Here is a 24,213-nt window from a genome sequence, read left to right as displayed (position 1 = left end):
ATATGGCTGAACTACTGAGTGCAACTGAGATCCAACAAATGGCGACTCAGATTCCCCAATGGTCTGTTGAGGGTAAAACCATCAAGTGTGTGAAAACCTTTAAGGGGTTTGTGGAAGCGGTAGCCTTTGTTAATCAACTGGTGGAACCGGCAGAGGCAGCAGGTCATCACCCGGATTTGGAAATTTCCTATAATAAGGTGACAATTACCCTGACTACCCATGATGCTGGGGGGTTGACTAAGAATGATTTTGCTATGGCTGAGAAAATTTCCAGTTTGAGCTAGATTATACAAACTGCCCCAAAATCGGCTAGAATTCCACACAGTTGGGTAGGTGTTGGTTGGTTGGTTCTGATGTGGGATTATGGTTTTTGATAATCTTAATGTGTCTGTAGGGGTTAGTGAAGAGTCGCTGCTGATTGAGAAGTTGTTAGATATCGGTACGGCGCTCTCGGGGACTCTGGATTTGGGAAAGCTGTTAAACCTGATACTTAGTAAGAGTCGGGAAATTACCTGTAGCGATGCGGGAAGTGTTTATCTGGTAGATTACAGTGATGATCGCCCTAAGCTGCTGTTTAAGGTGGCTCAAAATCAGTCTTTGCCAAATTTGTCTTTCCGAGAATTTGCGATCGCTCTGACTGATAAAAGTCTGGCTGGCCATGTGGCTTTGAGTGGGAAAAGCCTCAATATTGATGATGCGTACAATTTACCACAGGAACAGCCTTATCGTCTCGATCGCAGTTTTGATGAGAATATCAGTTATCGGACTCGCTCGGTTTTAGTTCTCCCCATGCAAAACCGGGAAGGGGAAACCCTGGGGGTGCTACAACTGATTAACCGCAAGCGAAAATCTGATCTGGTACTGACTCCTGAAAATACGATGGAGTACACCCAGCCTTATTCTGATTGGGAAGAGAGGATTTTGCGGAGTCTGGCTTCTCAGGCGGCAATTTCCATCGAACGCAGCAATTTACAAGAGAGTATTGAGTTACTATTTGAGGGGTTTGTGAAAACCTCGGTGCAGGTGATTGAGGCGCGAGACCCTTGCACTTTCGGACATTCGGAAAGGGTGGCAGTTTTGACGGTGCGTTTAGGGGAGGAAATTAATCAGGTTTCTGATGGTCCCCTGGGGGCGGTACAATTTAGCGATCGCCAAATCCAAGAGTTGCGTTATGCGGCATTACTTCATGATTTTGGCAAAGTGGGCGTTCCTGAACCAGTTTTAAACAAGGCTAAGAAACTTTATCCTTGGGAATTGGAAATGATGAAAAAACGGTTCGCTATGGCTCGCCAGAGTTTACAGATAGACTACCTGCAAAGGAAATATCAACTGCTTTTAGAGTACAGCAGCAACCATTCCCAGAGTATCACAGAATGCCCCCACTGTCAAACTCTGGAACGTATGGATTTAGAAATGAATCAGGAGATTGAGCAGTTGCAAGGGTTTTGGGAGATGGTGCAGGAAGCCAACGAACCGGAGATTTTACATTCTGAACCGCTGGAAAAACTCCATGATTTATCAAAGATTACCTATCGGGATATAGATGGCAATATTAAGCCCCTGGTGACACCAGAAGAGGTTGAACAATTGTTAATAACTCAGGGTAATTTGACGGCTTCCGAACGCGAAATTATTGAAGGTCATGTGACCCATACCTATAATTTCTTAAAGCAAATTCCCTGGACTAAGGGACTGGAAAATGTGCCGCAGATTAGCTATGGACATCATGAAAAGTTAGATGGTAGTGGTTATCCTTTGGGATTAACCAAAGAGCAAATTCCCCTACAATCACAAATGATGGCGATCGCTGATATTTATGACGCACTAACAGCAGGCGATCGACCTTATAAGCATGGAGTTCCTACGGTTACGGCTCTAAAAATTCTCCGCAGTGAAGCGGCGGCGAATAAGATTAATGGGGATATTTTAAGTGTATTTGAACAGCACAAAGTCTATGAATCTTTAGGACATACTTTAGATGTGGTTATGGAACTGGCTTGATGTTAGCATGAGAGTTAAGGATGGTTATGAGTAGCTCAATTCCTCACCCTGATAGCGGTAGTTTGAGCGTCAATTGTGCAGTTTTAACTGTCAGTGATACTCGCACTGAGTCAACGGATAAAAGCGGTGATTTGATTAAGCAAATGCTGCAAGATAGTGGTCATCATCTGGGTAATTATGTGATAATTAAAGATGAACCGGACTTGATTACTCAGGCGCTTAATCAATGCTGTGGTGATGCTAAAATCGAGGCAGTGATTGTGAATGGGGGAACGGGAATAGCACCACGAGACACGACTTATGATGCTATTGAAGGGTTACTAGAAAAAACTTTGCCCGGCTTTGGGGAGCTGTTTCGGTTTCTGAGTTATAATGAGATTGGCTCCCGTGCGATCGCCTCTCGCGCCACGGCGGGAGTATATCGGGAAACTCTATTATTTTCGGTTCCCGGTTCCCAAGGAGCGGTTAAACTAGCTATGGAAAAGCTGATTTTACCAGAGTTAGTTCATCTAGTTAATCAATTGCAAAAAGGTGGTTAATGAATCAAAATCAACCCTCAAGTGATAATCCTTGGGACTATAAACCTTGGTGGTGTCAACCTTGGTCAATTCTGCTGACGGGAGTTAGCCTAATTAGTGGCAGTTGGCTAATATTTCATCAGGTTTGGCTATCGGTAATTGTAGGGGTTCCCGTCCTGACCTGGATGGGATTTTTCCTGCTGATCTGGCCGGGATTAATGCGATCGGCTATGATGTCAGATGCCGAAGGTAATGATTAGGCTTTTTCTAAGGGGGCCATTGTCAAACCTTCGCGACTGAGTTGGGTATGATACAATTCGGCTTGTTCTAGGGGGCCAACCCACACAGTCGCCTGACCTTCATAATGGACGCGGTTGGTCAACTCCCAGGCTTGATCGCTAGTCATTCCGGGAAGATATTTCATCAGACAGTTAGCGACGTGCTGAAAGGTATTAAAATCGTCGTTAAGGACAATCACCTTATAGTTAGGGTAAGGCTTACGGACGGTTTGACTAGAACGACTGGGTGTAGTCGTAGGTGAGGCTACCATAACTCTGGTTTAGTGTTTGACTAAATCAATATTTTGTACTTATCACAAATCCATTATATTATATAACGTCACAGTCTGAGATGATCTCAGATAATTAGTTGAGGGTGGGTGTAGTTAGTAGATGCACTCTATATAATGACTGAAAGTTAAGAGAAATGCCGTCGCATAGTTAGGCAGTTACGATGGTCATCCAGGCGACAATAAGTGACTTCATCAGTGAGTTTATACATCAAAATCAAACCCCTACCTTGTTCTTTTTCCAAAGGTGCAATCTTTTCGTTAAGAATAAAATGCAGGGTTTTGGGGAAATCAAAAGGTTGACCAAAATCCCATAGTTTGATTTCGATAGAATTAGATAAAATCTTCACCTGAATATCAATGGGAGTGTTTTTAGATAATCCATGGTGTGCATGACGAACCACATTAGTGAACCCTTCGGTAATAGCAATCTTGCATTCGTAGCTCAGATCGGGAGGCAAAAAGGGAGTAGTTATCTGCTCAAACCATTGTAATACTTCCTCTAAAAACAGTAGATCTGTACCTACTTTAAGATGCGATCGCATTAGTAGATTTTCATCTTCCATTAATCTTACATTGCACCACTATTTTTTTTGAACAAAATGACGATCGTGCGGACAATCATTTTTAGATCATACATCAAGCTCCAGTTTTCCTGATATTTGAGATCAAGGCGAATAATATCTTCAAAATCCTTAATCTGCGATCGCCCGCCTACTTGCCATTCACCAGTCATACCAGGTTTAACATCTAGGCGTTGCCATTGGGGAACCTCATAACGCTCCACTTCATCAGGAGTAGGTGGTCGAGTGCCAACTAGACTCATTTCTCCCATTAAAACATTCCAGAATTGAGGCAATTCATCGAGACTGGTGCGCCGCAAAAACCGACCTACTTTAGTAATCCTGGGGTCATTATCATTTTTAAATATTTGACCTTTTGCCTGATTAGGAATAGTGCTTTTGAGTTCTTCGGCATTAATCACCATAGAGCGAAACTTCCACATACGGAAACGCTTACCCATCCAACCGCAACGAATTTGACCAAACAAAATCGGTCCGGGACTATCAAGGCGAATAGCAATGACAATGGGAATAGATAAAACGGCAGTAATACCCAATCCCACTATAGCGCCGACAATATCAATAGAGCGTTTAACCACAGAGCGAACGGAAGGATGAGTAACGGGTAATTGGCTATTATCCCCAGGAGGTGCGGGTTCATCCTGTTGAAAGGTTAAAACCTGATCAAGGGATGTTAAAGAAAAAACCGCCATTACTTGGGGACTGACATTTTTTAGCAAAAGTTCCACATTTTTGTTTTTGGCGGCTTTGAGGTTACTGACTAAGGCACCGACTCCGCTGCTATCGATAAATGTAGTCTCGCTAAAATCGAGAATAATAGCCTGTGGAACCTGATCTCCCAAAACCAGATTATGACAAGTTGACTTAAAATCAACAGCCTCCAATATACTCAGACGATGGGGAATTTTGACCCAGGCTTTATTGTTGTGAAAATGGACAGGAAAATTAACTTCTGGGCTAGGACTGACCATATTAGTCTCTTAATGCTAGTAGGTGTATTTAAACTTACACAAATTATTGGGGTTGCATAGTTCTAATTTTAATCAAGAATTTCTCCGATCGCTACACGAGTGCCATTGACAAAATCCCAACCGGACTGAACCCGTTTTCCGGGTAACTTGACTTCGGAAACCAATAGGTATCCTGACCCGGTCTGAACAATTGGGCCGAAGCGTTTGGCGATCGCCACAATTTCGCCAATTTTACCGGGGTTAATATCGGCGGTAGACAAACGAGCCAATGGTGGAGGCAATTCTGTTTGGGGAACAGAACCCAAGGGAACCGAGCCGCTAATTTTCAAACTTTGTCCCCTAAAGGTAGTGACACAATGGGGATAAAAGGCTCTAATTTGGTTATGGAGGGCGGGTGCAGATTTTGACCAATCAAGTTGATAATCTTCTGGCTTAATGAGAGGCGCTAATGTAGCTTGAGTATGATCTTGGGGAATAGGTTGTATAGTTTGCGATCGCATTTGTAGCAAAGTCTCGGTTAAAAGTTCCGCCGCCATATGAGCCAGACGTTCGGCCAAATTAGCCGCTTGGTCTTCCCAACTAATGGGGGTGTAACTCTTCAATAGCATGGGGCCTGTGTCCATGCCTTCATCCATCAACATGGTAGTAATTCCGGTTTCAGTCTCCCCATGATATAAGCACCACTGAATAGGTGCCGCTCCGCGATATTTTGGTAAAATCGAGCCGTGAGCGTTGACACATCCTAATTTAGGGATCTGCAAAAGTTCCAGGGATAGGATTTGTCCATAAGCGACTACCACAAAAACATCAGCTTCAACTTCCCGCAAGTTAGCTAAAGTTTGTGGATCTTTTTTAATGCGACGGGGTTGCCAAACCGGTAAACCTGCACCCATGGCGATCGCCTTTACCGGGGAAGGGCTAGTTTTGCTACCACGTCCCCGTCGTTTATCTGGTTGAGTAACCACCCCAACCACCTGAAATTGCTCATCAGTCAATAATCGCTGCAAACTAGGCACAGCAAACTCAGGCGTACCAAAAAAAACCAGTCTCATGTATCAACTTTCCTTTGTGTTTAGATTTAGGTTTTTCAGGGGGGGGTAATGGCAACTTCAATGCGGCGGTTAAGTTGTCTATTGATGTCCGAGGTATTTTCCAACGCTGGGCGAGTCATACCATAACCGATCGCCACCCAATGATAAGCCTGATCGTCCACAGCATTAGATAGGTATTGCACAATTGCTTCAGCCTGTGCCGAGGACAAAACCAGATTTTGCTGACGGCTGCCACTATCATCAGTATGACCTGCCACCCGCACTACTGCCCCCCGATAGTTTTGCAGATCTGGAATCAAGTTATCAAGGATAACATTAGCCCCAGGGCGCAATGTGCTACTACCTGGGTTAAATAAAATATCACTGGGTAAAGTCATGATCAAACCATTTCCAGATCTAGACCTAGCAGTGCGGGGAGTTGGTGGCGGTATATTTTCCGCCTCCGGGGAACTAGGGGCTGTTAATTGCTGTTCTATAATTTGTAAGCGCCTCTCCAAGGTTTCTGCGGGCCGACTATTACCGATTTGAATTTCTAGGGCGGCGGTGCGACCGATCAAGGCATTGAGATCTTGCTGTAATTGTTGGAGTTGGGGTTGTAAGGTTTGTTGGACTTCTGGAGTTAATCCCGTAGGCGGCGGGGTCGGAGTCGGGGTCAACGGAGTTTCTGAGGCTGGGAAAGAGGGTTGATATTCTGGCGATCGCCTCAGTAACTGTTCAGTTAGGGGCATTTCCGAACTGGTGTTTGGGTAAACTTGAGCCACAGCCATTCCCAGTAGCCAAGCCACAGCACCGCCTACCCCCAACAATAACAGACGAAAAATGAAGGACAACAGCCCCACCAAAACCCCGGAATTGGATTTAGGGGAAGATTTACTTGGTTTTGGATCTGCCATGAATTTACCCTCAATTGCCTTGCGAATGGTTATCAGTCTTGCCAAGGACGCACTTCTAACGGACCTCCGGGATGATTAAATATCACCATCATATCTGCTTGGGGTTCTGCTGGGTCAGGTCCTACCTGCTGAAAGCGTAACTCTGATAAAGGAATAGGAGCCTCTTCCTCTGGGGTAACATCGTCAACTGCTTCATAATCTATAATTTTGCCATCACTGGCTACTGTAACCCGATAAACTAGGGTTCGGTTAATGCGAGCAACCCATGCCTGGTTTATCTGAACAAACAATTCTCGCTGTAATCTCTCAATTTCCTGGGGGTCATCAATAGATGGGGGTGAGACTAAATTGGGTTGTAAGGGAATGGTAGCACCGGGTTCACCGACAGTGAGATTTTCCCCGTCTGGGTCTGTATTAACTCCCTGTGGTGGAGATTGTTCGGCTGATTGTGGTCCCTCAGTTTCTGATGGGGGTTGGGTTTCTGTGGACTCTTGAGGATTAGGTTCTAGGGGTCGCCTCAACTCTGGAACTGGCAGAGCAAATAATGCGATCGCCGCAATAGCCAATCCTGACACACCTACCGCTGCTGGTATAGCTCTTTGGGCAACAGATTGCTCTGGTTTAGTATAACGCTTAGGAATAGCTTTTAACTGTAACGAAAGCTCAGGTAAAGTCCCAGAATCAGCTAAAAACTGATCCACTGCTTCCACCAAATCAAATAACTGCACCGTGGTTAAATCTAATTCCACAGGGGATGTAGGATCGGTTTTCATCTGGGAATCCCCATCAACGGGGGTATTACGGACAATCAGGCGGTGTAAATTGCTGTCTAGTCTGCGTAACTCCACCATGGGAACCTCAGCAGCAGTGTTAGCAGAGGGGGGATGTGATACGCCGCTGAGAAACTCTTGGGCGTATTGATTCACCTGTTGCAGTAAACACTCGAAAAACTCTTTCCCCCCCACAATAGGCTGAGGATAACCGACAAAATGGCACTCCGCATTCATCAATAGCGATAAACGGGGCCGAGTTTCTGAGGTATTATCTGTGGGACTACTCAACCCATGCAAAATCAGCTTGCAGTTAGGCAAACTGTACTGACGTATAATCGTCATGCTATCTCTCCATCAAACAGACTGATCCAAAACCGTTGCATCCCTGCAGTGCCTGTACAGAATAGCAATTTTCCCAGCAAAGCGATCGCCAAATCATTTACTTTCTCTGGGGAGTTGTAAGCAATTACACCCGCGCGCCTCGGATTCATCCGACTACGGAAGTGAGCCTGGAACCTTTCCAGATAGCTATACAATTGCAAATGCTGTTCTATGGGGATTTGCTTGCGCTGCATTTGCTCAAAGTCAATCAGCAACTGGCGGATTCTCACTGTTAACTCTCGACTCATCATAGCAATAATCACCACTAAGGCTTTAGCTTCTTTCAGAGTCAGGGGTTGTCGTTGGCTGTAGCGTCGCAGGGGGTTGGTGCTACGCAGTCGCCATAACACGACTCGATTGGGGATAATTCCTTGCAATTCTAACTCCGATATCTTGACCAGCATTCGTTCCGAACTCCCTAGGGCCAGGGCTTCAATGGCTAGTAACATCAGGTCGATTTGTAATCGCGCCCGACGGGGACATCCTTTGTCGGAGATGGGTATATCCGGCAAACTGTCTAATATGACTGGGTTTAAATTAGTTTGGTAGGGTTGTACTTGCATTATGCTCACAGCAACATCGATTCCAAGACAATATATAGTTAAAGACTGGTTAGCAAATCTCCTAATATTTACATTACCCTGATGGATCTTAAATCTTTTATTCGCGATATCCCAGATTTTCCTAAGCCCGGTATTGTCTTTAGAGATATTACTACCCTGTTAAGGGACTCTCAGGGCTTGCGCTATACCATTGATACTTTGAAGGATAAGTGCGATCGCCTCTCCCCGGATTATGTCGTGGGTATGGAGTCTCGTGGGTTTCTGTTTGGGGTTCCCCTGGCTTATCAGTTGGGTTGTGGGTTTATCCCCGTGCGAAAACCTGGCAAGTTACCAGGACAGGTCATCGCTGCACAATACCAGTTAGAATATGGGAGCGATCGCCTGGAAATGCACATTGATGCCATGCCACCAGGTAGCAGGGTTCTGATTGTTGATGATCTGATAGCTACCGGGGGGACGGCAGCGGCGACGGCTCAATTGGTACAAGAGGCTCAGTGTCATTTGGTGGGTTTTGCTTTTATCATCGAGTTAAAGGCTTTGGGGGGACGAAATCAATTACCTGATGTCCCTATTGTCACTTTAATTGATTATGACTGAAATATGAGCATTGACTATGATAACTTCTTGTATGTGGCGAAACGACTTTTTCAGGCGCTGATTACTCTGCTATTGGCTTCTGTACTGTGTTTTGTCATCGTCCAACTGGCTCCGGGTGATTATCTTGATAAATATATCAATAATCCCCAAATTTCCCAGGAAACTCTCAATCAGTTTAGAGAACAATTCGGATTAGACCAACCTCCTATTATCCAATATTGGAATTGGCTTACCCAAATTGTCACTAGGGGGAACTTTGGCTATAGTTTTGAAAATCAGCGATCGGTCACTGATTTACTCTGGGAAAGAGTCCCCGCTACCTTGTTGTTAGCTATTTCTTCCCTAATTATAACTTGGGCGATCGCACTTCCCCTAGGAATTTTAGCCGCAGTTAATCAAAACCGCCGAGTCGATCGCACCTTACAAGTGATCAGCTACACTGGCCAAGGATTCCCCAGTTTCATCACCGCCTTACTGTTACTATTTTTAGCACAAAAAACCTCCCCCCTCTTTCCCGTTGGAGGTATGACCAGCATAGACTATCCTGATTTGTCTCTCCTGGGGAAAATCGGTGATATTGCTTGGCACATGATTTTACCAACTTTGGCTTTAAGTATCACCAGTTTCGCCGGTCTACAGCGACTTATGCGCGGTCAATTACTCGATGTTTTACGTCAAGACTATATCCAAACTGCGCGCGCTAAAGGTCTCCCAGAAAACCGAGTTATTTATGTTCACGCTCTCCGAAATGCCATCAATCCTTTAATTACCTTATTAGGATTTGAATTCGCTAGTTTGTTAGGTGGCGCTTTTATTGCCGAAACCTTTTTTAACTGGCCGGGACTAGGAAGGTTAACTTTAGAAGCAGTTAGACAACAAGACCTTTATCTAGTTATGGCTAGTTTAATGATGGGTGCTGTTATGCTGATTCTGGGTAATCTTTTGGCGGATTTATTGTTAAAATCAGTAGACCCTCGCATCAAACTCGAAAACCTGAATTAATCCCCCCTCCGGTGCATCATACCCCCGTTATATCCATCCTAACCCCTCTCCTACACTGGGAGAGGGCAGTTAACCTATAAAGTGGCAAATTTATCTGATATGTCAATTAGGGCTTTTTGAATACCTGGTTCACTCATGGAATGTCCAGCATCAGGAATAATAATTAACTCCGCTTCTGGCCAAGCCTGATGCAATTCCCAGGCGGTTTTCATGGGACAAACTACATCATAACGACCCTGAACGATCGCCCCTGGAATATGACGGATACTCTCAACATTAACTAATAGTTGGTCTTCCGATTCAAAAAAACCTTGATTGACAAAATAGTGGCATTCAATTCTAGCGAAAGCCGTGGCAAAATTGCCATCACCAAATCTTTCGATTAAATGCTGATCTGGTAATAATTTACTGGTGCTCGCTTCCCAAATTGACCAAGCCTTAGCCGCCGCCAATTGTATCTGGGGGTCATCACTGGTTAAACGACGATAATAAGCCGAGATTAAATCGTGACGTTCTTCTGGGGGAATAGGTTTAATATATTCCTCCCAAGCATCTGGAAAAATATAGCTTGCGCCCTCCTGATAAAACCATTGTAGTTCGGCTTTTCTTAACATGAAAATACCCCGCAAAATTAACCCCCGACAATGCTGGGGGTAAGTCTGACTATAGGCTAGGGATAGGGTGCTTCCCCAACTACCACCAAACACCACCCAACTGTTAATATTTAGGTGATTTCGCAGGCGATCGATATCTTCTACTAAATGCCAAGTGGTATTTTCTTCTAATTCTGCATGGGGGATACTTTGACCGCATCCCCGTTGGTCAAACATGATAATTCGCCACTTTTCCGGGTCAAAATATTGACGATATTCTGGTAAGCATCCGCCGCCGGGTCCGCCATGAAGGATGACAACGGGTTTGCCTTTTGGGTTCCCGGACTGTTCAAAATAAATGGTATGCAAGGAACTAACTTGTAGTTTTCCTTCGGCGTAGGGTTCTATGGGAGGGTAAAGTTGGTTCATTTTCGAGTTATCAGAAGGTTGGCAATTAGTATTTAATGGTAAGGGGATAAACGGCTTGAGAATTAAGCTGGAGTCTGCACATTTCTCGCCTAGCTAAACCGTCAGCATAGCACTGATTAACTTCTGTGGTTCCGTTTTCGGAGACGATCGCTTCTATGAAAAACACTTGGGGAACCTCGGAAAAAGCCCAGCCAAACTTCCCAGTTTCTCCGGGTTGTAACTCCCCGGGAATAACGGTAGCTTCGTGGCTTTCGACTTCTACTAAAGTATCACCTTCCTGGCGGTATAAACGATAAACTACTTGTAGCGATCGCATTACGTCAGAACTATAATTAATCAGTCGCCCTTCTACGGTATAACGTCCCGCTGTTAGGGTTTCATTTTTAACTATTTGGATGCCACTAATTTGGAATGGCTGATTTTGGGCTAATAGCAATGGAGATCCAGTAACTATATGGGGAACTGATATAGCTTGGTTGGGGAAGAAGGTTCCCAGTCCTAATGCTGAGATTAAGAAAATCCGCGAATAATTTAACATAGGTCTAATCTGACATATAATGGTGATGGTGGTTAGCCGGGCTAATAATTACCCAGGATAGCACCACTCCAATTTTATCGCGATCGCTGTCGGTTTTGATCGCCCGAAGCCAAAAACAGGCAAAATTCCCCTAGGGCTGATCATCTGCTAAAATTATCATTAAATTAGTACACCCACTGCCATTATCAATCATCTATGACTGCAACTGTCTCCACTCCCCACCGGGTGATCACCGAGAAAATTCGCCCGGAAATTCAAGCACTACAGCCTCAGTTAGTTAGCTGGCGGCGACATATTCACCAATACCCAGAGTTAGCATTTCAAGAAAAATTAACGGCTAAGTTTATTGCCGAAAAACTAGGGGAGTGGGGAATTAATCATCAAACTCAAATTGCCGAAACCGGAATTGTAGCCATTATTGAAGGTCGTCAACCGGGGCCAGTTTTAGCAATTAGGGCGGATTTTGATGCTTTACCTATTCAAGAACAAAATGAGGTAAGTTATAAATCTTGTCATGATGGAATTATGCACGCTTGCGGTCATGACGGACATACAGCGATCGCCCTAGGAACCGCCTATTATTTATCCCAACACAAACAGGATTTTTGTGGTACAATAAAAGTCATATTCCAACCTGCTGAAGAAGGGCCGGGCGGCGCATTACCCATGATTAAAGCCGGGGTGTTAAAAAATCCTGATGTTGAGGCAATTGTGGGGTTGCATTTGTGGAATAATTTGCCATTGGGGACGGTGGGGGTGCGCGCTGGTGCGTTAATGGCGGCAGTAGATATTTTTGAATGTCGCATATTTGGGAAGGGGGGACATGGAGGGATGCCGCATCAAACCATAGATGCAATCTTGTTAGGTTCCCAAATTGTTAATACCCTGCAAACCATTGTGGCCAGGAATGTTGACCCCTTAGAGTCTGCTGTGGTGACTGTGGGTTATTTCCATGCTGGAGATGCTCATAATGTGATTGCTGACCAAGCGACAATAAAGGGGACAGTCCGCTATTTTAATCGTCAATTACATGACTATTTTAGCAACCGAATAGAGTCAATTGTGGCGGGAATTTGTCAAAGTCATGGGGCGAGATATGAGTTAAATTATCAACGAACTTATCCCCCAGTAATTAACGATCCATCCCTAGCCAATTTGGTCAGAAGTGTAGCAGAATGTGTGGTAGAAACACCAGCGGGGATAGTGCCAAAATGTCAGACTATGGGAGGTGAGGATATGTCATTTTTCCTGCAAGAAGTACCGGGGTGTTATTTTTTCATGGGGTCTGCTAATAGCGATCGCAATTTAGCTTATCCGCACCATCATCCTCGGTTTGACTTTGACGAAACCGCCCTAAGTATGGGGGTAGAAATGTTTGTGCGGTGTGTAGAAAAGTTTAGCGCTGAAAAACCCTAACCGCTGAAATTATCGCCGCCAAATACCAAAGAGCGATCGTCATGTCTACAATAGGAGGCAGAGCGTTAAAATGCAGCTCTCGGTAGAGAATAAAAATTGATCACGGTATTCCAAAAGCTCATGAAACGTAGAACTAAGCCCACATCTCCCATAGCTTCCGCCTTTAACTATACCGCTATGGCCGTGATAGCAGGCGTTCTGGTGTTGGGAATTGGTATAGGTATGGCGATAAGTTCCACCGCCACCCTAACCCCCCAGAATGTAGCATCCAGCGAATTCATTGATCGCAGCGCTCCCAACCCAGAAATCTGTGTTAAATTCGGAGCCAGTGCCATGGTGACAGATTTACGGGTATTTGTCACCCTGAACCCCTTTAGCGTTTTCGTCGGTCAACCTAGGATGCAACCAGGATGCGTTCTGCGGACCAGTAACTGGGCTCTACTGAGACAGCGGAACCTGATCACCGTGGAAGAGGAAAGAGACTGTAAACACCGAATGAACACCTTTGGCTATACGGGAGACCTGAACGATGATGCAGAGGTAAGCTGTATCTACCAAAACAATAGCGCCCAGAACGATTTTCTCAATCAATCGGGTCTAGTCCCGAACCGTCCTAGATCGGGGACTGATGGCTTTTAAAATCCTTTAAAATCGTGGGCTAGTTGGTAAAGCTGGGGTAATTCCCAGCAAAAAGTCATTTTGGGCTAATTCCTGAACCAATCGGACTTGGACAACCTGACCCGGTTCAAGAATATGCTGTTGAGGGGAACTAATAGCCCCAACAGCAGCCCCTCCCACAGCCCCAGCTAGGAATCCTAATCCATCAAAACCACTAATGAGGAATCCTCCCAAACCGCCAATTCCTGACCCAATAGCCACATTTTCCGGCTTAATTGGTCGCGCACCTGGAATCCAAGTTGATTCAGCCACAAAGGGAATGCTACGACCTTCTAAGTTAATGGCTTGGGCGACAAAACGGGTTCCCTGATTAGTGGTTTCAAACCTTCCGACTACGGGGGTATCTGGAGGTACGACAAAATTACCTGCTGCGTCTACAATTCCCCCTTGGAGCAGTAAAACATCTTGGCGGTTGAATTGAGATTTTAGGCGCACATCGTCAATTCCAGGATATTGGAGGGTGATAGTTGTGCCGACGGGTAATAGGATACGACGGTCGGGGCGTTGGGTTTCTGGTAGGGGTAGGGGTCGAAAACTTTGGCTAGGTGGTGGTAATTCTGTGGGTAGAGGTTGACCATAGGGGATAGCCGCAGTGGTGGTGGACATGGGGAGAATTTGAGTTCCGACTGGTTGACTGAATGTATCTGGTCTCACCAAGTTGGTTTGGGTGGGGCGATTTAGGGGAACTCGCAGAAACTCAACATCTGGGAAAGTTTCGGGTTGAGGATTGGGTAAGGCGCTGATGGGGCGAGGTTGGGAGGTGAATTGGGGGGAAATATTGGCGGAGGTGGGAGACTGGCTTATGGGAGTTGTCGGGGCTGCTGTGGTTGTGGTTAAGTTATTTTCTGCGGGGGGTTGACGACGGGCTAACAACACGGGACGCAATACCCACTGATTTTCTACGCCAACTCGTCTCAGGTCAATTTCTCTGTCATCAAGAATGAAGCCGGGGGCGAAATCAACTGTCATTCGCGCTACTGTGGGTTCCAGTTGGCTAACGCTGACCCGACGCACTAAGCCGGACTCGTAGAGTTCGGTGACATTAACGCCTAAATCTGTATCTGGTAGGTCGATAATAATGCGGCTGGGTTGTTGGATGACGGCTAGTCGGGGTCTAACTCCTTCTGGTAGTTGGACTTGAACAGTTCCGTTATTGGGGTTGAGGGTCCACTGGGGAACGGTAACGGCTACAACTGTGTTGACGATCGCCTCTGTACCTACTATGAAAGTGGCGATCGCTGTAGTTAGACCTAATTTAAAAAGACTAGGGAACCGCCGCCGTGTCAATTTCCCGGTGGGGAGTGGTTGGGTTGGCGCGGCACTGGAAAAACCAAGTGACACTGGAAACGGTCTATACTTGTTTTGCATGATCGCCACATCAAAAAAAGTGTTCTGAGAAAAGCTGATCGTTACTATAGCTCATCTCTGGAGTTACTATCATGTTTTGGGTGAGAATGCAACCCTAACTCCTAGATTCTGAAACTCATGCAAAAGTGGCAAAGATTGCGATCGCAAATGATCATAGACCATCCCTGGTGTCGGGTGCGCCAAGATGCGATCGCCCTTCCCGATGGAAACATTATAGATGATTTTTTTATCAATATTCGGCCTGATGTCGCCTTAGTTTTTGCCGTCACCGAAGACCAGCAGGTGATTTTTGTTCGCCAATACCGACATGGAGTCGAGCAGATTTTATTAGAACTCCCCGCTGGCGGTTTTGACCCCGCTACCGAAACCCCTACCGTCGCCGCCTTACGGGAACTTAGGGAAGAAACAGGTTATGTCGCCTCGTCTTTAATTCCCCTAGCTACCCTATACGATAATCCCGTCAAAGACACTAATTCTATTCATCTATTTTTGGCGGAAAATGTCCAGTTACAACACGAGAAGCAACTGGACCCCACCGAAGATATCCAAGTGGTTCTGATACCAGTGGCTGAAGTTATAGATGCGATCGCCAGCCACAAGATTCAAGTAGCCGGAACCATCGCCGCCATCTTTTTAGCCTGGGAATATCTCCAGAGGCAAAAAACTCAGTAATGAGTGAGCTATTATCTGCTATAATTATGGTATTAAGTTTATTCTTATAGTTCCGATTTCTCACCAGCGATCGTCCGTTAATGATTGAAATTTGCCGCACCCCAATTCCCCCCGCACGCACTAAGCGCATTGAAATTCCCGTGGCTCGTCTTCCCACTCAAACCATGCTCTCCCTACCCGTTATCGTCATCAATGGCTATACAGACGGACCAATACTCTGGCTCAGTGCGGCTATTCACGGGGACGAAATTAACGGCGTTGAAATCATTCATCAAGTTATGCAAAAAATTTCCCCCAAGCGGTTGCGTGGGACTGTAATTGCTGTTCCCATTGTCAATGTCTTTGGATTTATCGAACAATCTCGATATTTACCAGACCGCCGAGACTTAAACCGCTCATTTCCCGGTTCCAAAAGAGGAAGCCTCGCCTCCCGTCTAGCTAATTTATTCGTCCAAGAAATCGTCAATCACTCCACCCATGGGATTGACCTACATACAGCCTCAGCTCACCGTAATAATTTACCACAAATTCGAGCCAACTTAGATGATCCTGTCACCTACCAATGTGCGCGCGCTTTTGGAACCTCTGTGATTATTCACTCCCAACTTAGGGATGGTTCCCTACGTCAAGCCGCCACTCAAAAAGGGATTCCGGTTCTTCTTTATGAAGGAGGCGAAGCACTACGATTTAATTCCCATGCTATTTATATTGGCGTTCAAGGTATCCTACGGGTGATGGAAACCTTAGATATGTATGAGTTCAAATTTGATAACTTTCCCCTCGAACCTATAGAAGTGCAAAATACTCAATGGGTGCGTGCTTCTCGTAGTGGGATATTACAACTATCTATTGAGTTGGGGGAACGGGTATATAAGCGCCAACTACTAGGTGTTATATCTGATGCTTTTGGTGATACTAGCGTCAAAGTCAGGTCTCCTGCTGATGGATTAGTTATCGGAAATCAGCAAAATCCCTTAGTTAATCAAGGGGATGCTATAGTTAATTTGGCTCTCCTCAACTCTGAAGAGAGTCCCGTTCATATTCTGTCTTAGAATAATGTTCACTTGGGAGATAATATCGTCCGGTTTTACTTAACCCAGAAGGTCGCCGGGGAATTTCGATCGCAAATTCTGAGCCCTTATTTCGTACAGACCGACAGGTTAAATTTCCCCCATGTTTAGCCACAATTTGATAACTCATGGCTAATCCTAATCCAGTCCCACGACCCACGGGTTTAGTAGTAAAAAATGGTTCAAATAACCGATGTAGCACTTCTTCTTCCATACCCAAACCATTATCAGAAATTTTAATTGACACCCAATCGGAGCTAATTAATGCGGTGCTAATTTGAATAGTAGGCTCGAAGTCAACCAAGCCATTTTCGAGTTTTTCCACCTCTAAAATCGCATCAATTGCATTACTTAAAATGCTCAAAAAAACCTGATTAAGTTGACCCGCATAACATTCTACTTTCGGCAAATCCCCATAATTGCGAACTACTTTAATTTCGGGAAACTCATGTTTTTCTAAGGTGGGAAGTCGTCCTTTGAGCCGATGTTGTAGGATTAATAATGTACTCTCAATTCCCTCATGAATATTGACGGGTTTCATTTCCGACTCATCAAGTCTGGCAAAATTACGGAGAGACAAAACAATCTGCCTAATCCGATTTGCGCCGACCTCCATAGACTCTAAAATTTTGGGTAAATCCTCTATAATAAAACCCAGTTCTACTTCTTCAATGCGATCGCTAATTTCCGCCGCTGGCTGTGGATAATATCGCTGATATAATCGAATCAGTGCTAACAAGTCTTGCACATATTGAGACGCATAACTAATATTACCATAAATAAAGGTAACTGGGTTATTAATTTCATGGGCAATTCCTGCCACCATTTGACCCAAACTGGACAGCTTTTCATTTTGAATTAATTGTGATTGAGCTTGTCGGAGTTTTTTGAGGGTTAGTTCCAACTGTAAGGCTCTGGCGCGTTCCCTAGCTTCCGACTGTCGCAAAGCATCTTCAGCCTGTTTGCGATCGCTAATATCTCTAACTGTCCCGGTCATGCGTAGGGGTTTACCTTGCTCATCTCGACTCACCACTTGACCATGATTAAGCACCCATTTCCAACCCCCATTGTGGGTAAACATTCGGTGTTCAACCTCACAAAAAGTCGTGAGATTTTGCCAGTGTTGTTTTAAGCAGTAAATTACCTGATGGCGGTCTTGAGGATGCACCAACTTCAACCAAGAGCGAGCATGGGTGTTTATATGCTCCATGTCATAACCGAGCATTTGACCCCATTGAGGGCTAAAATAGACCTCATCAGTGGCTAAATTCCAATCCCATAAACCCTGATTAGTTCCGGTTAATGCTAACTGTAACCTTTCCTCATTAATCCGCAGAGCTTCCGAGGCTTGTTTTTGTTTGGTAATATCAAAAATTGCCCCCGCCAAACATAAAACTTGTTGGTCATCATCAAAGATACCTTGACCCTTATCATAAACCCATCTTTGGGAACCATCGGCTCGCAGTAACCGATACTCTAAAATATAGGGATTTCGTTTTTCTACAGATGTGTGAATCGCGTCTATAACCCTTTGTTTATCATCAGGATGAATCAGACTTGCAAAGCTAATCTGCCGGTTTAAAATCAAATCATTAGGGCTATAACCAGTGATAGATTCCACCCCCGGACTCATAAAAGTCATGGTGCGATCGATGTCTAAATTAGACCGATAAACTGCACCAGGAATATTAGAAACCAGGGTGCGAAATTCTCCCTGACGTTCCCGCAGCATTCTCTCAACTTGTTTGCGATCGCTAATATCTCGGATAAACACACATTGATATTCTTCACCTTTAAAGTTGAGATGATTAATCATCATTTCCACGGGAATTAGGCGACTATGTTTAGTCCGATAACGAGCCTCAATTTTTAAAGACCCACAGCGCCGCAGAATTTGCCAATGCAAATGCCAAGAATCTCGCGGAAAATCCGGGTTAATATCATGAATCGTCAATAACAATAACTCCTTGGGGGAATAACCCAACAGGCGAGAAGCTGACTCATTCACATAAATAATTTGTCCTTCTATCCCAATCCAAAAAATCGCATCGGCGGCTTTATCAATAGAAAATTGGGTGAGGGATAGGGTATCTTCCGCAGACCAGTTATTGATATTGGCATTTACTTTGATAGTTAATGGATTGTTATTAATGGAGTTGGGGGAGTTATTGGTAGCTGAATTATCTAGGCTAGATGCCAAATTATGGCGGCGAATAAACCCTAACATAGGTATCTGAAACCACCACAGCCAAAATAATATTAAGCTAGTGGCGAGTAATCCTAAAATGGCTAAGATAGCCACTACAAATATTCCCCCGACGGGATACCAGGGAATTTCTGTGTCCAGGATCTGAAAATTTCCCGCCATGACTAACCCCAAGCTGAGTAACCCAGAGTTACCGATGAAATTACCACCGCCGCGCCAAAAGGGTTGATTTGGGGTTGAAAATTGACAGCGATCGCCATAGATTGATAAGCTATTGTTGAGCATAGTCGCCCCACAGTAACTAACCAATGCGATCGCAGCAGTTAACCACAAATGTAGCCAGTTTGATAGTGCTTTTGGCAAAAATCCATGGCCCCTGACCATTAATCGATGAGGCTCATAACTTAATAAGTTGATCAAAACATATACCAGCAATTCTAGCATTTGTTAGATTATTGTTTTGGGTTCGCCTCCCGCCAGCAGAGAGAGGAGATATTTGTCCACTAGGGGAAAACCTATCTATAAGCACCCATAATTCGGTGGTTATCCCCATGGAAAAGCATAATTAACCTAGCAAATTAGTTGCCCAATATTGAGATGTCTATAAATTAGGTGATAATAGGCGAAAGTTAATACAACTGCATTCGAGAAGATACCCGAATGGGAGGCATCTAGTCACCAACCAAGGGGTTGGCGGTAAGCGGGGAAATGCAGTATTGATTGCCATAACCAGAAAAGGGAAAAAATGGGAGCAATCCCCCAGGCGATCGCCTCCGAACTCCCAGGGGAATTGGCATCCTAATTAGGAATTAGCCAGAACCCAATTGACAAGGGTTCGCACAGGAAATCCGGTCGCGCCAGTTTTATTATATCCCTTATCTTTATCTGTCCACACCGGGCCAGCAATATCCAAATGAGCCCAAGGGGTATCCTTAACAAACTGTTTCAGGAACAGAGTAGCGGTAATCGACCCCCCAGCGCGGGGTCCGGTATTTTTCATGTCAGCATGAATCGCCTTGAGTCCCTCAAAGTATTTTTCCTCAATTGGCATCCGCCAGAATTTCTCCCCCGCTTTTTCGGAAGCAGATTGTAACTGTTGCACCAGTTGATCATCAGAACTCCATAACCCAGCTATATCATCTCCCAAAGCCACGATACACGCTCCGGTAAGAGTTGCTAAATCCACAATAGCATCAACCCCTAGGCGGTCAGCAAAAACCAAAGCATCAGCCAAAGTTAAACGCCCTTCAGCGTCCGTATTATTGACTTCAATAGTTTTGCCATTAGAAGCGCGTAGGAAGTCTCCAGGGCGCATAGCACGGCCGCTAATCATGTTTTCAGTTACCGCACTGATAAAATGTACCTCAACTGTGGGTTTTAAGGTGGCGATCGCCTTAGCCGCCCCAAAAGTCGCCGCCGCCCCAGCCATATCCATTTTCATCATTTCGATGCCGCTACCCGTGGGTTTCAGGTTCAAACCACCCGAATCAAAAGTCAAACCCTTACCCACAATAGCTAGTTTCCGGGTAGGTGTTCCCTGGGGTTTATAGGTGAGATGGATAAACTTAGGAGGCAAATCCGAGGCTTGAGCCACCCCTAAAAATGCTCCCATCCCCAACTTTTCGCAATCTTCCCGTTCCAAAATTTCCAGTTGCAACCCATACTCAGCAGCCAGAGATTGAGCCAATTCTGCCATAGTTATGGGGTTAACTTCATTAGCCGGAGCCGCCACCAACTCCCGCGCCAAGAATACCCCAGAACAGATCTGTTGAGCCAGAGCAATCGCTGCTTCTGTACCCGGAAACCCTAGTAGTTCTACAGACTCGACTTGAATTTCTTTGTCCTTAGTTTCCGACTTAAAGCGATTATCCTGATACAGAACTAACTCTAATCCTTCTACAATAGCCCCCACCGTCTCCGAGGCATTCCCCACCGGGAAACTGATAGCCAGGGTTTTACCTTTGAGTGCTTTCGCCGCCTGTCCCGACGCAGCCGCCCCACGTCGGATAGCTTCTAGGGTGTAGTCCTCAGCAGACCCCAACCCCACTAAAACCACCTTACGAATGGGACTATTGCCACCCACACGACCAGAAGCACTACTATCAGCTTTTCCCTGAAAGTCTGATTCTTCGATAAGTTCTTGTAGGGTCCCACCCAGTTTTTGATTAAGTTCTGCTAAATCCCCAGTCAGTTCGACTTGTCCTTTAAACAGACCTATAGCTAATACATCTCCACTCCAGTCTAGGAGGTTAGTATCTGTGGCTCTAAATTCCATGTCTTATATCTCAATGCCTTTAAAGTACGACTTGGGCAATCTTCCTTAATCCTATCGTGAGGGCGGAAATTATTTCCCCCAAATTTTTCTGACCCTTCTCCCCGGACAGTATGGGCAAAAAACCATGATTTACAGGGATTTTTGTTAATTCCGACTAAAACAGTCGGGTATGGTTGACGAGAATTTGACAACTGTGATAGTCTTCATCCAACAGTTAGAACAGCAGAAAAAAGCAGAGGTAAGTGTCATGACCCAGGCCACCCATAACCACACCACCACCCCCACCACCGGAGCTACTTTTGATAAACTCAAATGTAAAGAGTGCGGTGCGGAATATGCTCTGGAAGCCAAGCACGTTTGCGAGGTGTGTTTTGGTCCCCTGGAAGTTCACTATAACTATGACAACCTGCGTAAGCTGGTAACTCGCGAAACTATTGAAGCTGGCCCAAATTCTATCTGGCGTTATCGTCACTTTTTACCTGTAGCTACAGATAATGTTATTGATGTGGGAACTGGGATGACTCCCTTGGTTAAGTCGGAACGGTTAGCCCGCCGCCTAGGTCTTAAAAATCTTTATATTAAAAATGATGCTGTTAATATGCCTACCCTTAGCTTTAAGGATAGGGTGGTATCTGTGGCTCTCAGCCGCGCTAGAGAGTTAGGTTTTTCGACGGTTTCCTGTGCGAGTACGGGAAATTTAGCGAATTCTACGGCGGCGATCGCTGCTAAGGCTGGATTAGATTGTTGTGTATTTATTCCCTCCGATTTAGAAGCGGGGAAGGTGTTAGGAACATTAATTTATAATCCGATTCTGATGGCAGTTAGAGGCAATTATGACCAAGTTAATCGCCTCTGTTCAGAAGTAGCTAATACCTACGGCTGGGGTTTTGTTAATATCAACCTGCGTCCCTATTATTCCGAAGGTTCTAAAACTCTGGGCTTTGAAGTGGCAGAACAGTTGGGTTGGCGACTGCCAGATCATGTAGTAGCGCCGATCGCTTCTGGTTCCTTATACACCAAGATTCATAAAGGTTTCCAAGAGTTTGTTAAGGTGGGTTTAGTGGAAGATAAACCCGTGCGTTTTAGTGGCGCACAAGCGGAAGGTTGCTCTCCTGTAGCCCATGCTTTCAAAGAAGATCGCGACTTTATTACCCCCGTTAAACCTAATACGATCGCTAAATCTATCGCTATTGGTAACCCGGCTGATGGAGTGTATGCAGTAGAATTAGCCAAAAAGTCTGGCGGTCATGTGGAGTCAGTTAATGATGCTGAAATTATCGAGGGTATCAAATTACTGGCGGAAACTGAAGGTATCTTTACCGAGACCGCTGGCGGAACTACCATTGCAGTTTTGAAAAAACTGGTGGAAGCGGGTAAAATTGACCCGGATGAAACTACTGTTGTTTACATTACTGGAAATGGGTTAAAAACTCAGGAGGCGGTTCAGGGCTACGTTGGCGAACCTCTGACCATTGACCCGAAACTAGATAGCTTTGAAGTGGCGATCGAACGCGCACGGACTCTCGATCGCCTAGAATGGCAACAGGTTTTGGTTTAAGATTAGCCAAAATCCGGTAAGATCTGAAATCTTGGGGAAGGTGCAAGCCTTCTCCTTTTGACGGCAATTTTCTATTCAATTAATCAACAATGGCTGTTAAAGTTTTAATTCCCACTCCCCTGCAAAAGTTCACTGACAACCAAGCTACCCTTGAGTGTGAGGGGACGAACATTATGGAATTAATTGATTCCCTGGAAGCTAATTGTCCAGGTATCAAGAAAAGTCTCTGTGATGATGAAGGAAAACCGAGGCGCTTTTTGAATTTCTACGTCAACAGTGAGGATATTCGCTTCCTAGATGGTACGAATACCGCCTTAGCTGATGGTGATGAAGTCAGTATTGTTCCGGCTGTAGCTGGAGGCTAGAGGGAGGACTGAGAAACCGGGTTTCTGAAACTGTTACCTGGTGTAACTGGTGTAACGGGTTCCGTAACTCCTTTTGGGATAGGAACCCTTACCATTGACACTCCCCAGCCTAAAGGCGTGGGGATTCTTCCTTCAACGACTCGACTTGCTCTGACAGGTTTGCACCAACCAAAGTAGCGGTCAAATCTCCAGAAGCGTTAAGTTTCCGTATGCCCTACGGTACTCAAGGCAGCCTTCAGAATGTTGATGGCTGCGTTATAGTCTCGGTCTAACTCACACCCACACTGACAAACATGGGTTCGAGTCGAGAGACTTTTCTTGACAACCGTGCCGCAGCTCGAGCATTTTTGAGAGGTATAAGCAGGGTTTACCGCTACGGTAATCTTGCCAAATTTTACCCCAAAATACTCCAACCATTTCCTGAACTGATACCAAAGAGCATCGTGAATGGACTTGGCAAGACAGTGGTTTCTCACAATATTCTTAATCCTCAAATCTTCGTAGGCCACCATCGAAGCTTGACGAGCCGTGCTGTTGAGTTCTCGAGCCCAGTCATACTCTCGAGCGAGGACTCGACAGTATTTGTTAAGGTCGTATTTGTTAACACCTCGGTTGTCCATCCAATAGCGTAGTGCTTTGTTACGAACGAATTGTGCGGTTCGTCACGCTTCGTCAATCGCTGCGTATTGGTGGGACTTCCCTTTAACTTTGAACTCGAGAACAAGCATGGCTCGAACAGACTGTTATGGTGTTTACGATAGCACAAAATGCTTGGCTAAGTGAAAGCCGCCCTAGAAGGGCGGGGTTTTAGACCCATGATTTTTGATAAAAATTTAGGATATTAACTCATTTTCTTAAAGCATTAGCGATCGCCCCTTCTAATTCGCTTTGGGAGAGGCTAGTCACAAAAAAGACTTCCTGAACGGTTTTTCCCGCCCTAGCCAACACCTTAAAGCCGCCACGAATAGGAACAGATACTCTTAACTTCATGTGCGGACAATGAGCCTTAGCCCTAGTGATTACTCCTGGGGTAATCGTATGGATTCCCTGATACTTGGTTAATCTATCTAAAACAGGGATCAAGCCCTGAAGGTGGGTAGAGTGGTTCCAAACCAACCGCCCTGAGTTTTTATTATTCATGA

25 protein-coding genes and 1 pseudogene are annotated in these 24,213 nt (G+C 45.1%); 12 read left to right on the top strand and 14 right to left on the bottom strand.

Going from position 1 to position 24,213, the window contains the following annotated elements; all coding sequences use genetic code 11:
- Positions 1-2 precede the first annotated feature (2 nt).
- The 4 genes from P5674_RS05345 to P5674_RS05330 all read left to right on the top strand — a co-directional run bounded on the left by P5674_RS05345 (position 3) and on the right by P5674_RS05330 (position 2,779).
- Positions 3-284, top strand: a complete 282-nt coding sequence (locus P5674_RS05345) for a 4a-hydroxytetrahydrobiopterin dehydratase (RefSeq protein ID WP_014274895.1) — start codon at positions 3-5, stop codon at positions 282-284.
- A gap of 79 nt (positions 285-363) precedes the next feature.
- The gene (locus P5674_RS05340; RefSeq protein ID WP_006619427.1) at positions 364-2,001 is read left to right on the top strand and encodes an HD domain-containing phosphohydrolase; all 1,638 of its coding nucleotides are present in this window, start codon (positions 364-366) and stop codon (positions 1,999-2,001) included.
- 26 nt (positions 2,002-2,027) lie between these two features.
- Positions 2,028-2,540 (top strand): MogA/MoaB family molybdenum cofactor biosynthesis protein, encoded by a 513-nt coding sequence (locus tag P5674_RS05335; protein WP_043468149.1) that lies wholly within the window; start codon positions 2,028-2,030, stop codon positions 2,538-2,540.
- Positions 2,540-2,779 (top strand): DUF6737 family protein, encoded by a 240-nt coding sequence (locus tag P5674_RS05330; RefSeq protein WP_006619425.1) that lies wholly within the window; start codon positions 2,540-2,542, stop codon positions 2,777-2,779. The genes P5674_RS05335 and P5674_RS05330 overlap by 1 nt, the downstream gene beginning before the upstream one ends.
- Here the strand turns inward: P5674_RS05330 and clpS are convergent.
- The 7 genes from clpS to P5674_RS05295 all read right to left on the bottom strand — a co-directional run bounded on the left by clpS (position 2,776) and on the right by P5674_RS05295 (position 8,304).
- Entirely contained in the window at positions 2,776-3,069 is a 294-nt protein-coding gene (clpS, locus tag P5674_RS05325) for an ATP-dependent Clp protease adapter ClpS (RefSeq protein WP_014274892.1), read from the bottom strand. The genes P5674_RS05330 and clpS overlap by 4 nt on opposite strands.
- A 146-nt stretch (positions 3,070-3,215) precedes the next feature.
- Positions 3,216-3,653: an ATP-binding protein gene (locus P5674_RS05320; RefSeq protein ID WP_006619423.1), complete on the bottom strand. Its 438-nt coding sequence runs from the start codon at positions 3,651-3,653 to the stop codon at positions 3,216-3,218.
- A 5-nt stretch (positions 3,654-3,658) separates the two neighbouring features.
- The gene (locus P5674_RS05315) at positions 3,659-4,642 is read right to left on the bottom strand and encodes a sugar transferase (protein WP_014274891.1); all 984 of its coding nucleotides are present in this window, start codon (positions 4,640-4,642) and stop codon (positions 3,659-3,661) included.
- A 68-nt stretch (positions 4,643-4,710) separates the two neighbouring features.
- Positions 4,711-5,694, bottom strand: a complete 984-nt coding sequence (fmt, locus tag P5674_RS05310; RefSeq protein WP_014274890.1) for a methionyl-tRNA formyltransferase — start codon at positions 5,692-5,694, stop codon at positions 4,711-4,713.
- A 35-nt stretch (positions 5,695-5,729) separates the two neighbouring features.
- Positions 5,730-6,587 carry an OmpA family protein gene (locus P5674_RS05305; protein WP_014274889.1) on the bottom strand — a complete coding sequence of 286 codons (858 nt, stop codon included), beginning with the start codon at positions 6,585-6,587 and terminating at the stop codon, positions 5,730-5,732.
- 32 nt (positions 6,588-6,619) lie between these two features.
- Positions 6,620-7,702, bottom strand: coding sequence for a DUF4335 domain-containing protein (locus P5674_RS05300; protein ID WP_014274888.1), 1,083 nt, complete (start codon positions 7,700-7,702; stop codon positions 6,620-6,622).
- Positions 7,699-8,304: a DUF3038 domain-containing protein gene (locus tag P5674_RS05295; RefSeq protein WP_006619418.1), complete on the bottom strand. Its 606-nt coding sequence runs from the start codon at positions 8,302-8,304 to the stop codon at positions 7,699-7,701. Before P5674_RS05295 ends, P5674_RS05300 begins: the two co-directional genes overlap by 4 nt.
- An 81-nt stretch (positions 8,305-8,385) precedes the next feature.
- Here P5674_RS05295 and P5674_RS05290 point away from each other — a divergent pair, with 81 nt between their 5' ends.
- Both P5674_RS05290 and P5674_RS05285 read left to right on the top strand, forming a co-directional pair.
- On the top strand, positions 8,386-8,901 hold the full coding sequence (locus tag P5674_RS05290) for an adenine phosphoribosyltransferase (RefSeq protein WP_006619417.1): 516 nt from the start codon (positions 8,386-8,388) through the stop codon (positions 8,899-8,901).
- A 3-nt stretch (positions 8,902-8,904) separates the two neighbouring features.
- Positions 8,905-9,903 carry an ABC transporter permease gene (locus tag P5674_RS05285; protein ID WP_006619416.1) on the top strand — a complete coding sequence of 333 codons (999 nt, stop codon included), beginning with the start codon at positions 8,905-8,907 and terminating at the stop codon, positions 9,901-9,903.
- Between the two features lie 74 nt (positions 9,904-9,977).
- Here the strand turns inward: P5674_RS05285 and pip are convergent, their stop codons facing one another.
- Entirely contained in the window at positions 9,978-10,925 is a 948-nt protein-coding gene (pip, locus tag P5674_RS05280) for a prolyl aminopeptidase (protein WP_006619415.1), read from the bottom strand.
- 25 nt (positions 10,926-10,950) lie between these two features.
- A complete protein-coding gene (locus tag P5674_RS05275; RefSeq protein ID WP_315669845.1) occupies positions 10,951-11,463 on the bottom strand; it encodes a hypothetical protein in 513 nt (170 codons plus the stop codon).
- Between the two features lie 195 nt (positions 11,464-11,658).
- Between P5674_RS05275 and P5674_RS05270 the strand changes: the two genes are divergently transcribed.
- Together P5674_RS05270 and P5674_RS05265 are read left to right on the top strand one after the other, a co-directional pair.
- The gene (locus P5674_RS05270; protein ID WP_006619413.1) at positions 11,659-12,879 is read left to right on the top strand and encodes a M20 metallopeptidase family protein; all 1,221 of its coding nucleotides are present in this window, start codon (positions 11,659-11,661) and stop codon (positions 12,877-12,879) included.
- Between the two features lie 120 nt (positions 12,880-12,999).
- Complete coding sequence (locus tag P5674_RS05265; protein WP_043468144.1) at positions 13,000-13,518, top strand: DUF3172 domain-containing protein; 519 nt, start codon at positions 13,000-13,002, stop codon at positions 13,516-13,518.
- A 6-nt stretch (positions 13,519-13,524) separates the two neighbouring features.
- Here P5674_RS05265 and P5674_RS05260 read toward each other — a convergent pair whose 3' ends face one another.
- A complete protein-coding gene (locus P5674_RS05260) occupies positions 13,525-14,925 on the bottom strand; it encodes an AMIN domain-containing protein (RefSeq protein ID WP_148261846.1) in 1,401 nt (466 codons plus the stop codon).
- A 117-nt stretch (positions 14,926-15,042) separates the two neighbouring features.
- Between P5674_RS05260 and P5674_RS05255 the strand changes: the two genes are divergently transcribed.
- Both P5674_RS05255 and P5674_RS05250 read left to right on the top strand, forming a co-directional pair.
- Positions 15,043-15,597 carry an NUDIX hydrolase gene (locus tag P5674_RS05255; protein WP_014274883.1) on the top strand — a complete coding sequence of 185 codons (555 nt, stop codon included), beginning with the start codon at positions 15,043-15,045 and terminating at the stop codon, positions 15,595-15,597.
- 80 nt (positions 15,598-15,677) lie between these two features.
- Positions 15,678-16,649 carry a succinylglutamate desuccinylase/aspartoacylase family protein gene (locus P5674_RS05250; RefSeq protein WP_006618434.1) on the top strand — a complete coding sequence of 324 codons (972 nt, stop codon included), beginning with the start codon at positions 15,678-15,680 and terminating at the stop codon, positions 16,647-16,649.
- Here P5674_RS05250 and P5674_RS05245 read toward each other — a convergent pair.
- Together P5674_RS05245 and P5674_RS05240 are read right to left on the bottom strand one after the other, a co-directional pair.
- On the bottom strand, positions 16,612-19,317 hold the full coding sequence (locus tag P5674_RS05245) for a PAS domain-containing protein (protein ID WP_043468141.1): 2,706 nt from the start codon (positions 19,315-19,317) through the stop codon (positions 16,612-16,614). The two genes, P5674_RS05250 and P5674_RS05245, sit on opposite strands and share 38 nt — an antisense overlap.
- Positions 19,318-19,675: 358 nt before the next feature.
- Positions 19,676-21,148, bottom strand: coding sequence for a leucyl aminopeptidase (locus P5674_RS05240; RefSeq protein ID WP_315669844.1), 1,473 nt, complete (start codon positions 21,146-21,148; stop codon positions 19,676-19,678).
- A 247-nt stretch (positions 21,149-21,395) separates the two neighbouring features.
- Between P5674_RS05240 and thrC the strand changes: the two genes are divergently transcribed.
- A complete protein-coding gene (gene thrC / locus P5674_RS05235; protein ID WP_043468138.1) occupies positions 21,396-22,706 on the top strand; it encodes a threonine synthase in 1,311 nt (436 codons plus the stop codon).
- A gap of 89 nt (positions 22,707-22,795) precedes the next feature.
- Positions 22,796-23,071 carry a MoaD/ThiS family protein gene (locus P5674_RS05230; protein WP_014274878.1) on the top strand — a complete coding sequence of 92 codons (276 nt, stop codon included), beginning with the start codon at positions 22,796-22,798 and terminating at the stop codon, positions 23,069-23,071.
- Positions 23,072-23,180: 109 nt separating this feature from the next.
- Here P5674_RS05230 and P5674_RS05225 read toward each other — a convergent pair.
- Positions 23,181-23,583: pseudogene (locus P5674_RS05225) on the bottom strand (RNA-guided endonuclease InsQ/TnpB family protein); the annotation flags it as partial.
- 334 nt (positions 23,584-23,917) lie between these two features.
- Complete coding sequence (locus tag P5674_RS05220) at positions 23,918-24,211, bottom strand: DUF2103 domain-containing protein (RefSeq protein WP_006618429.1); 294 nt, start codon at positions 24,209-24,211, stop codon at positions 23,918-23,920.
- Positions 24,212-24,213: the final 2 nt, after the last annotated feature.

It is taken from the genome of Limnospira sp. PMC 289.06 (genome assembly GCF_032350395.1).
Lineage (GTDB): Bacteria > Cyanobacteriota > Cyanobacteriia > Cyanobacteriales > Microcoleaceae > Limnospira > Limnospira platensis.
Note: the sequence above shows the minus strand (reverse complement) of the source record. Positions and strands in the feature narration are given on the sequence as shown.